Genomic DNA, 11,688 nt, shown 5'->3' on the forward strand with positions numbered 1-11,688 from the left:
TTAAGCACCTCTTCGTGGAGATACATATGCGTCAAAGAACCCTGGGTTCTCCAGCATAATCTGCGAATAGATTTCTACCCCGTAATCGATCCAGTCGCGTAGAAGATCACAGTAGTGGTAGGAAGGTTTCGCAGGATCACCATATTTTGCATAGCTTTCGTGATAGCAACCGCCAGAACAGATATTACGAATCCGGCAGGTTTCACAACCTTTATCAGAGCGGTCCAGACGCTCCTCGATGAATGAGGAGAGCGCAGGTTTGTCGATGCCATTTTCAACATCGCCAAACAGAGGCATATCGGATCCGGTAAAACGGTGGCATAGGTTAAGTCCACCCTCTTTATCAACAGCTAACAAGCCAACACCGGCCCCACAAGGAAGCTGTTTCTTATTGCCTTCATGAAGATCCGTCATCAACTGGTGCATATTGCCGAAGCCAAAATTTTTGTTTTCAAGCGCAGCCTTGAGATACTCTTTGCCCAATCGTTTCTGCCCTTCAAAGACGGTTTCCATCTCTTCGGGTGAAAGATTGAATTCTGCAATATCTCCAGAAGTCACCGGCCCAAAACCAACTTCGGCAAATCCCAGATCGTGATAGAGGTGATTAAAGATCCTTTCCACATCGGTGATGCCTTTTGTCAACGTCACCCGGCACCCTACAGGACGTGCGGTATAACGTGACAGCAGCATATCAACTTTCTTCTTCACAACATCATAGGTTCCCTGCCCACCGACTGTGATGCGATTTTTATCATGCATCGCTTTTGGCCCATCCATAGAGATGGTCAGACCAAACCGGTGTTCGTTAAACCAGTCAATCAACTCTTCGGTCAGAAGTGTTGCGTTAGTTGTCATAGTGAAATCGACACGTGCTTCAAGATCGGCAAACCGGCGCTCGCAATAAGCGACCACTTCACGGATCAATGGCATATTCGACAGTGGCTCTCCACCGAAAAACACCACATTGTACTGACGCTGGTCCGGCGACTCTGTCAGTAACATCTCTACTGATTTAATCGCAGTATCAACTGACATTTTCAGACCTGCTGACGGTGTCGTCAGATCCTCTTTATAGCAGTACGTACAGCTCAGGTTACAACCGGTATTGACGTTGAGAACCACTGTCGTCAGTGGAAATTGCTCGACCTTTTTTGGCTCAGGATTGTAGCGGGCAACGCCGTTACTATCGTGAATAATCTCCAGAGACTTTAACTCTTCAAGAAGATCAAACACTTCATTTGCAGCATAGCGGCTTGCCAGATGCTCTTTGATCATTGACGCAGTTACATCACCCTGTTCGTCAAACAGATCAATTACATCCTTACTCATCTCATCCAGTTCAAACAAACCACTGGTCGGTACGTGAAACAGCATAGTGCGCGATTTCAGATCCACCAGATGGATGTTTGGTTTTACCAGAGATAGAGATCCCATAATCACCTCGTTAATATTTGTATGCCTTAACGGCTGGTTGAGGTTGCTATCACATTCAGATTACTGAATCAGTTCTTTGACGAAGTCCTGCACAGTTACCAGTAGATGAGCTTCGCCTGCTACAGCAGCATCACCCTCTTTAACTGTACCAACCACGGCCAGGTTACCGACATTATTGGTCGACATCTTACGTTCAGGGTTCAGACCCGCATCACCCGGCGTAAAGATACCTTTCGCATCGATTGCACCTGCGTATTTCAGGTCATGTTCCTCTTCAGCAACCGCATCAAAAGGTTTCAAAGACCAGTTTGCAGGCATATAACCCAGACGAATGTCATCTTCAGTACCCGCTTTACCATCTGCCCCTGCTGCATAACCAACAGCACGGTAGATAGATTTCTGTTTAGGGATCAGACCGCCATTACCACCGATTCGAGCGATAGATTCAGATGGTGTCACCTCAACACGAGCTACACTGTCGTAAACAGCTACTGAATTTTCCAGTGAGTCACTACCCACTTTGAGGCTACGCAGACCTACTGCAGCATCTTTTGCAGCTTTCACCTGCACAACCAGACGGTCAGCACTCTGCGAAATCACCTTCTCAACAGTGATACCGCTGCCCAGAGATACTTTTTTACTCAGATTCGCGCCACCAATAACCAATGTCTGAGAGCTACCCTGTTTGATATAAGCAGGAGAGACAGAAACAACGGTTTCCGCTTTACCCGCTTTCATCGCAGTAACTTTACCGCCCATGACATCATCATTTTTCAGGAACATACGGCCGGAAAGTTCAGTACCGTCTGCAGACGCAGCGAAGACCTGACGCATTTTGCGACCATTGATCACAACGGCACCACGCCACTCATAGCCGGTAAACACCTTCGCGCTACCACTACCACTCAATTTAGAGCCATCCGCATAGTGACCGTTGATCAGCAGCACATAATCATCTTTCTGCTGGCTGTTCATCACAGATACGGTTGCAGTGAAATCACCCTTATCCGGCATATGACCGCTCATCACCCAATCGCCCTTCAATGACGCTTTAGGTGTAGCTTTCCAGTCATCCCATGCTTTCGTTACCAGAGGATACCCTTCACCCAGTTTCACACTAGTCTCACTGGTAGCGATCTGGAACCAAGGACGATCACGGTGCCCTGCCAGGAACTCAATCGATGGAATCTGCCCCATATGGAAATGAATCAGTTTTTCCCATTCATCCTGTGTCCGGCGCTGCAGACCTGATCTCGCGCTGGAGTGACAGCCAGTACAAGTACCAGCAACATGTTCAGGCACATCCTGTTCAATCACGTTCGGCTCACGCTCCAGGACATATCTAAGTCCTGCAGTCTCCGCAGGAGCCAGCCCCTGATTATCAGCCAGATATTTGATCAGAACCCGCTCATGTTCAGGCTTGATCTTAAGGCCCCGCTGGCTTTTCATACGATTAATCGTAGTCTGCCAACCCTCCGGGGTTTTACGTTGTTCACTGATACGCGTAAAAGGCGCTTCAGCCTTGCCTGTTTCACTATGACATAGCAGACAGTTTTCTTTGATGATTTGTGGTCCATCAATGGCCGATGCCGTTGATGCAAATCCAAGAAAAGCTACAGCCCCGCCAAAGCGAAGAACTCGCTTCATGCTATGATTTTTCAAGACTATCACTCCCCACTTTTGGTGATCCTTTGTTATGTATCAAGCACAGTCACTCTAACCAGAGCTCCCAACGCTTGTTTGGGTCTACACAAATTACTCCAGTCATGTAAACGAAGTATCCGGCATATGTGCTGTTTTGTTTTGTAATGTAACAGCTTGTAACACAGAGAGTCAGCAACGATATAACTCAATGAAATTTAATAATTAATTTACAGCCAGACTATTTTTTGTCTAACCTTTTAATGGCCTTACCCCATTGCTAGACTGAGAAAATAGAAAGCGTCTACCTGGCCCTCTCACACGGGCGAACCAGAGATTTTTGTAGTTATGAATCCAAAGCCTAATAACCAGTACCGTATATTGATTGTGGAAGATGACATCGCATCACGCTCGCTGCTCTCCAGTTATCTCAGCAAAGAGGGCTATTTCATTCTCGAAACAGAACAAGCTGATGACCTATGCGAAAGAGTTCAGCATGAACAGATTGATCTGGTGCTACTGGATATTAACCTTCCTGGAAAAGATGGCCTCACCCTCACCCGTGAACTTCGCTCAGTCTCCAGCGTCGGTATCATTCTGGTAACCAGTAAGGATGATGAGATAGACCGGATTGTAGGCCTGGAGCTTGGCGCTGATGATTATGTCACCAAACCCTTCAATCCAAGAGAACTCCTGGTGCGAGCCAAAAATCTGCTCTGGCGAGTCCGGGACAGTCAGCAAGCTCGTAGCAGTGAAACCAACAACAACCATCAGTGGTGCTTTGAAGGGTGGTCTCTGGATGCGAATAAACGTCTGCTGACCTCACCTGCGGGGGAGAGCGAACGCTTACCTGAAGGGGAGTTCAAACTGCTTGCATCGCTGTTAAGTGCACCGGGGGCCATTCTTTCCCGGGACCAGCTAATGGATGCTATCCATGATCGCGAGTGGACCCCCAACGATCGGTCTGTAGATGTGATGGTTGGCCGCTTACGTCGCAAACTGGGAGATAACCCCGCCAACCCTCACTTTATTCTCACGGCTCATGGTGCCGGATATATGTTTGCCGGTGAGGTCAATTGATCATGGTCTCAGACCATCTGCTTTACACCGACATTATCCACCAGGGCAAACACAGTCGTATATCCAAAGCGGTTGTCGAACGTGATCAAGAACCCCCTTACAACGTTATTGTTAAACAGATATCCAGCGATGACAGATCTAAAAATGCACAACTACGTTTAAGCCATGAGTTCAGTATCCTCAGTCAGCTCAAAATTGATGCGGTTTGCTCCCCTATGGAACTGCGACAAACCGACCATGGCAATATTATTCTTTTCCCCGCAATCAACGCGATCAGCCTGCGACGCTGGTTGACGCTGCAACGACCCGATTTTAACCAGCGGCTTGATGCCGCACTGAACATCGCCAAGGCGGTCGGTCAGATTCACGAAGCTGGTATCATCCATAAGCAGATCAGCCCAGACAACATCCTGATTACCCCTGATACATTACAGATTCGAATTATCGATTTCGCTCTCAGCTCGCGACTTCAACGTGAGCACCCCATCGCGATCACCGCCCCAAACAGCAAGCAGGATTTGACCTATATAGCTCCGGAACAAACCGGTCGTATCAACCGTGTTATCGATTACCGTAGCGATTACTACGGGTTAGGGGTGACGTTGTATGAACTCTTTACGGGTAATCCGCCGTTTGAATCTGAAGAGAGCCTGGAACTGATTCATTGTCACCTGGCACGGCAACCGGTTGAGCCCTACATTCTTAACACTGATCTGCCTGAACCCCTGTCACAGATCATTATGAAGCTGCTGGCCAAAGATGCTGGAATGCGTTATCAATCCAGTTTCGGTCTGCGTAATGACCTGCAAAACTGTATCGCCCTGCAACACACCCAGAAGAATGAGAGTTTTCAGGTAGGTGCCCAGGATATTTCTGAGCGATTCGAACTCCCCCAGAAACTTTATGGCCGTGATACCACCATCAACGCCCTTAAGCACTGTTTTGATTCAGCCTCCCAGGGGGAGCAATCTCTCATCCTTCTCTCTGGTTACGCAGGGATTGGCAAATCATCACTCGCTCATGAGATCCGGCACTATATCACCCAGCAACACGGTTTTTTCGCCGCTGGAAAATTTGATCAGTATCACCGGAATCGCCCCTACACAGCTATCTATCAGGCGCTCCAGACGCTCATCCGGCAACTGCTTACTGAATCCGATGATCAGATTCGTTACTGGCGCGAACACCTGTTAACGGCAACAGGGGATAATGCTCAGGTACTTTTTCACCTGATCCCTGAACTCGAACTGATTTTAGGTAAACAGCCCGTCGCACCAAAGCTCTCCCCCTCTGAGGAGCAACACAGGTTTTCCCATATTATTCGTCAGATCTTAAAAGTGTTTGCCACAGAAGCCCACCCTCTGGTGCTCTTCTTTGATGACTTGCACTGGGCTGACCTCTCATCGTTAAAACTACTGGATAAGTTATCGCACAACCCGCAACACCCCTATCTTCTGATTATCGGGAGTTACAGGTCCCATAGTTTCAGCGCTAACCACCCTTTTAGCCTGGCGATAGAACACTTAAAAAAAGCACCGGTGAATATTCAGGAGTTTGAGATAACACCGCTCAAACTGGATGAGATCAATCAGCTCATAACCGATACATTGGGGCACTCCAAAGATCGTTGTTTGGCACTTGCTGAAGTCTGCTTTGAAAAAACGCAGGGTAACCCCTTTTTCCTGAATCAGTTTCTTCAGGACCTCTATGACAAAGGCCTGATTAACTTTCAGGAAAATTGCTGGAACTGGAACACACTGGAGATTCGCAACTGTGAGATCACTGATGATGTGATCGAATTTATGGTTGATAAACTTCAGCAACTCTCGGAGGACACACAGGAAGTCCTCAGGATCGCAGCATGCATCGGTAATCCGATCCCTCTGCATATCCTGGCCCGAGTCTGCCAACAGACACCCACCGAAACATCTGAAAAGCTCTGGCAGGCGTTAACGGAGGGTTTGATCCATCCAATCGGAGCCAGTCAGCAGTACTCTCCTGAAACCCATTCAGAGAAAATCCTCTTTCGTTTTGTGCATGATCGGGTACAGCAAGCCGCCTATTCCCTGATCGAGCAAAAGGATCTAGAGTCTTTGCACCATCAGATAGGCATGGTACTCAAAGAGAGTCTTCCGGTCACGGAACTGGGCCGCAAGCTATTTGATGTCACAAACCATCTGAATCAATCCCTATCCCTGGTCCAAACGGATCAGGAAAAGATTGAGCTGGCTGAACTCAATCTTAAAACAGGCATCCGGGCCCGAGAATCAGCCGCGTTTGAATCAGCCTTCGACTACTTCCATCAGGGACTCACACTGCTTGAAGCGCAACCCTCGGTGCCTCAGGCACTACTGGTAGAGCTACAGAGAAATGCGGCGGAAACAGCCTATATAAAAGCCGACTTCGACTACCTCGATCAACTCCTGGACACCGCAATTCCACAAGCCTCCAGCCTGAGAAAGCGGGTACAACTTGAGGAGTTACGTATTGAAGCTCTGGTTGCGAAGAATCACTTTTCTGAAGCGCTTGAGGTAGCGGTTAATCTACTTAACCTGCTAAAAATACCTCTCCCGTTATCACCATCCAATACAACCATCAATTTGAGCCGTCTTCGGGTTAATTTTCTCCTGAGCCGCTACTCTGATGAGCGTATTCTCTCACTACCCAAAATAACCGATCCCTCCAAACTGGCAGCGATGTCTCTGCTTGCCAATATGTTTGGTGTCGTAAAATTCTCCAGTTCAGGTCTGCGCCCACTGGTGATGGCCAAAGAGGTTGAACTAACCCTACGCTATGGTTTGAGTGATGAGTCTTCGATGGCATTCGCAGGCTATGGTGGCGTCCTCTGCGGGAAATATCAGCAGATCGAACTGGGAACTCGACTGGGCCAGTTAGCAATTAAGCTGACCCAACAGTTCAGTAACAATCGGGAGCATAAGGCACAGTACCTCTATAACGCATATATCAGGCACTATCGTGACCACTTACGCCAGTGTGCTGACAGCCTGTTTGATAGCCATATGAAGGCGCTGGAAACCGGTGATATCGCCTGGAGCGCGTACTCCCTATCCGCCTTCATCCAGTATGAGTTTGTACTCTGTAACAACCTGGGCGAGCTGTCCAAACAGATCAAACAGTACAGCCTGCAGATTCAGGAATCCGGCCAAAAGCAATCCCTGCACTATACATTGATGACCCAGCAGACCGTTGAGGCGCTACTTTCCCCTCACCCTGCAGGACTCGATGGGATCTATTATGATGCAACCTCGATGCTGCATGAGTATCAGACCAATAATCATAAGACCGCGATCTGCCTGCACTACTATTACAAAGGTCTGCTAGCTCTGATCCATCAGGACTATGCAACTGCTGAAGAGCATTTTGAACAGGCTTCTGAGTTCAGCCCTTATATTTTGGGTACTTATACCGCACCCTATCTCGATTTCTTCAGTACTCTGAACAGTCTGATTCTGATTGAATCGACCAGCGTTCTTGAACAGAGCCACCGCCTCAAAAAGGCTAAGCGTTACCTGAAATCAGTAGACAAACTCTGCAAACACTCGCAAGAGAACCACAGACATCACTACCTACTGGTTAAAGCGATGATGCTGATGGTTGAAGGGCGCTACAGCCACGCTATCGACTTCTTTGATCATGCCGTGCAACACGCTAAAGAGTATAATTTCACACTCGATCATGCCATCGCTCTGGAGCAGACCAGTCACTGTTATCGACAGTGGAAAAAAGACACCCTCTTCCAGCACTATATGACACAGGCGTATAAGAGCTACGCTGAGTGGGGAGCCTCCAGTAAGAAACGACTCCTTGAGAAAACCTATCACTTTCTCAACTACACACAAACTCATCCGCTTGAAACTGAAGTTTCTGTCGTCCCGCATACAGAAGAGAGTGAGTTTTACCTCAGTGATCGCGTCTACGATATCACTTCGGTCATAAAAGCCTCTCAGGCGATCTCAGATGAGATCATGCTTGAGCCTCTGATCTCAACGCTGATTAAGCTGGCTATCGTCAATGCTGGCGCACAAAGGGCGGTCCTGCTTCTGAATCATGAAACCCTCACCATCTCTGCGGAAGCGATGATTGAAGAGGAGACTCGCTTTTTTGATGAACTGCCTTTGAATCAAGCCGCGGAATTTCTCCCCACCAGCATCATTCATTACGTTGCCCGAACCAAAGAAAATGTTGTGTTGGGTGATGCGCGTAAGCATGAGATGTTTCAGCAAGACCCATATATTCAGGAGATTCAGCCCCGCTCTCTACTTGCCCTCCCCATTCTTTACCATGGAGAGCTCACAGCCATTCTCTATCTGGAGAACAACCGCAATAGCGACGTATTCGACCGAAATCGACTGGAGACGTTGCAAATTTTAGCTGCTCAGGCCGCAATCTCCATCGAAAACGCTAAACTCTACCAGAGTCTGGAACAGTCAGAATATGACTTTAAGTCTCTCTTCCTCAATGCGGTCGAGGGGATATTCAGAGCCTCTCCCAATGGCCAATTTATCTCTGCTAACCCGGCTCTCGCTACGCTCCTTGGTTTTCGTAATATGGATGAATTCCATAAGGAAATTACCGATATCGCCAGCCAGTGTTTCTATGATGATCTGGAGCGAGACCTGTTCCTAAGCAAATTGGACAGCGACCATAAGGTCATCAACTTTGAAACCCGCTGGCGCAAAAATTCCGGTGAACCGATCTACCTGTCACTCTCCGCACGTAAAGTGCTCGACCCCAATGGACAGGTACAATATTACGAAGGCTCGCTGACCGATATCAGCGAACGCAAAGCAAAAGAGGTCGCAGAACAGGCAAGGTATGAAGCGGAGGCTGAAAACGAGGCTAAATCTATGTTCCTCGCAACCATGAGCCACGAGATCCGCACGCCCATGAACGGCATTCTTGGAATGGCTCAGCTGATGAAAAAAGGCAGTCTCAACCAGGAGCAACAGGAGCAGGTCAATACAATCTATAATGCCGGGCAGTCACTGTTAGCGATCCTGAACAATATTCTGGACTACTCCAAAGTAGAATCGGGACAGTTGGAGCTGGAAAACAAATCATTCCTTATCCAGCAGGTGATGGATGATACCTACAACCTTTTCCTGCCTGTAGCACAGGAGAAAGCGTTACAGATCGTACCTAACATCGATCGGAACCTGCCTCCCCTAACCGGTGATCCTCGCGTTCTCAACCAGATTCTGATGAACCTCTGCTCCAATGCCCTGAAATTTACTCATCAGGGATTTATCACGCTGAGCGTGCAAAAGCTGGGCATCGAGCACAATCAAGTCAGGCTACGATTTACGATTGAAGATACCGGCATTGGCATCCCTACCAGCGCCCGCAGTAAAATCTTTCAGCACTTCACACAAGCCGACAGCTCGATCACCCGTCGGTACGGGGGTACCGGACTGGGGCTGGCAATCACAAAACAGATCATTGAACATCTGGGAGGTGAGATCGGTTTTGAGAGTGTTGAAAATCAGGGAACAACGTTCTGGTTCGAACTTAACTACGATATAGCAACCCGCGTACCCGAAGTCGTAGCGCCAACTAACGCTTTCAAACCCGAGCAATGCCTCGACATACTGCTAGTTGAAGATACACCGATCAACCAACAGGTCACACAGGGCCTGCTAGAAAGCGATGGTCACAATGTCTCCATTGCCGATGACGGATTCACCGCTCTGTCGATGCACAACGACCATGCTTATGATCTGATTTTAATGGATATACACCTCCCCGATATGGATGGTATGGAGACCACACGTAGAATCAGGCAGCATCCAAATCAGCAGAGAGCAGAGGTCCGAATAATCGCATTAACAGCATCCGTCACGCCTACCGAGATCGATAGCTATCTGGCTGCAGGAATGGATGGCGTTCTTGCCAAGCCTATTCAGGACAGTGACCTACAGGCGATTATTCACCAACACAGCCCCCGTCCGGTACAACTCACAACAGAACAGGAAACCATGCTGGATCATGATCTTTTAAAACAGCATCGGGAGATGCTCGGTGAGGAGAGCCTGAAAGAGCTTCTCGCTCAGTTTGACCAACAGGTAGAGCAGCTATTCACCGATATGACTGTCCTGTTAAATGAATGCCATTCGACGGAGCTTAGCCAGAAAGCACATACGCTGAGTGGAGCGGCAGCCAATTTTGGTTTTGCGGCCGTGCAAAAGGGTGCCAAACAGATTGAACATCTCACCCAACCAACAGACGCTGTGGATTTTGAACTGATTTCACAACTTCTTTCGGAGCTGAAAAAAACCTATCTGCATAGTCAGGCTCAATTAAGTGGCTGATTCAAGTACCGGTAAAGGCCGCCTCATCCCCTATGAGGACAACAATGGATATAAAACAAAATAAAACTATATTTATTTAAAATGCGTATCACTTTTTCGCTTAACATATTAATAAAAAAAGAGTATATCTATACAGATTAGAAGGGATGAATTTCATCAAATTTGCCTGATGAAACAACGATCTATAGAATGCACGCCCAATAACTGATGTACAGCTTGTAACCAATCCAACTGGAGTCATATGCCCGCTTTTCCCGCTCTTGAAACACTGGTAGACAATTTTCGCAGTCGACGACCTATTCGTGCCGGCTCGTTAATTATTACGGTATACGGGGATGCCATAGCACCACGCGGCGGAACAGTCTGGCTCGGCAGTATGATCAAGCTTCTTGAACCCCTGGGATTGAACCAACGCTTAGTCCGTACCTCTGTATTCCGTCTGGCGAAAGAAAACTGGTTGGTTGCTGAGCAGGTCGGACGGCGCAGCTACTATAGCCTCACGGGCCCAGGGATACGCCGATTCCAAAAAGCATTCAAACGAGTTTACGCGGAGCATAACCCAGAGTGGGATGGTCGCTGGATGATGGCTGTTCTCAGCCAGCTCACACAGGAGGATCGTCAGAAGCTTCGCCAGGAGCTTGAGTGGCACGGTTTTGGCACTTTATCACCAACAGTCTTACTCCATCCGCAGATGCAGAAAGCTGAGCTGCAGGCGGTTCTTCAGGATTTTGACTATCAGGATGATGTGATTATTCTGGAAGATCTCGGAGAGGGCTCACCCGCATCCCGCGCCCTGCGCCTGCAAACACGTGAATCCTGGAATCTGCCTAAACTGGCTGAAAGCTACCAGAGTTTCCTCGACAAATTCCGCCCGATCTGGAACCACATCAACGACAAGGGCGTCCCTACCCCTGAACAATGCTTCCAGATCCGCACATTACTGATCCACGAATACCGCCGAATCATCCTCCGAGACCCGGAACTCCCAGATGAACTACTCCCCGGCGATTGGGCCGGAAGCGCTGCGCGCCAGCTCTGTACCAATATCTACCAGCGCGTCTGGCAGGGTGCCGAACAACATATGGATGACCTGCTGGAAACGGCAGAAGGTCCATTGCCGCCACCAAACACTAAGTTTTATAAACGCTACGGCGGGTTAAATTAAAAAAGCGCATTACGCGCTTTTTTAATTTAGTCAGCGGCT

The 11,688-nt window shown here is 48.3% G+C and carries 5 protein-coding genes; 3 read left to right on the top strand and 2 right to left on the bottom strand.

Translation table 11 applies throughout. The features are described 5' to 3' along the window. Both peaB and peaA read right to left on the bottom strand, forming a co-directional pair. Window positions 1-1,434 carry a quinohemoprotein amine dehydrogenase maturation protein gene (gene peaB, locus Q0882_RS02085; protein WP_299177333.1) on the bottom strand — a complete coding sequence of 478 codons (1,434 nt, stop codon included), beginning with the start codon at window positions 1,432-1,434 and terminating at the stop codon, window positions 1-3. Between the two features lie 60 nt (window positions 1,435-1,494). Continuing rightward, window positions 1,495-3,105: a quinohemoprotein amine dehydrogenase subunit alpha gene (gene peaA / locus Q0882_RS02090; protein WP_299177336.1), complete on the bottom strand. Its 1,611-nt coding sequence runs from the start codon at window positions 3,103-3,105 to the stop codon at window positions 1,495-1,497. Window positions 3,106-3,423: 318 nt separating this feature from the next. Here peaA and Q0882_RS02095 point away from each other — a divergent pair, with 318 nt between their 5' ends. The 3 genes from Q0882_RS02095 to paaX all read left to right on the top strand — a co-directional run bounded on the left by Q0882_RS02095 (window position 3,424) and on the right by paaX (window position 11,649). After that, window positions 3,424-4,155: a response regulator gene (locus Q0882_RS02095; protein WP_299177339.1), complete on the top strand. Its 732-nt coding sequence runs from the start codon at window positions 3,424-3,426 to the stop codon at window positions 4,153-4,155. Window positions 4,156-4,157: 2 nt separating this feature from the next. Then, window positions 4,158-10,484, top strand: a complete 6,327-nt coding sequence (locus tag Q0882_RS02100) for an AAA family ATPase (protein WP_299177342.1) — start codon at window positions 4,158-4,160, stop codon at window positions 10,482-10,484. Window positions 10,485-10,725: 241 nt separating this feature from the next. After that, window positions 10,726-11,649, top strand: coding sequence for a phenylacetic acid degradation operon negative regulatory protein PaaX (gene paaX / locus Q0882_RS02105; RefSeq protein WP_299177345.1), 924 nt, complete (start codon window positions 10,726-10,728; stop codon window positions 11,647-11,649). Window positions 11,650-11,688 lie beyond the last annotated feature (39 nt).

Source organism: uncultured Neptuniibacter sp. (assembly GCF_947498015.1).
GTDB lineage: Bacteria > Pseudomonadota > Gammaproteobacteria > Pseudomonadales > Balneatricaceae > Neptuniibacter.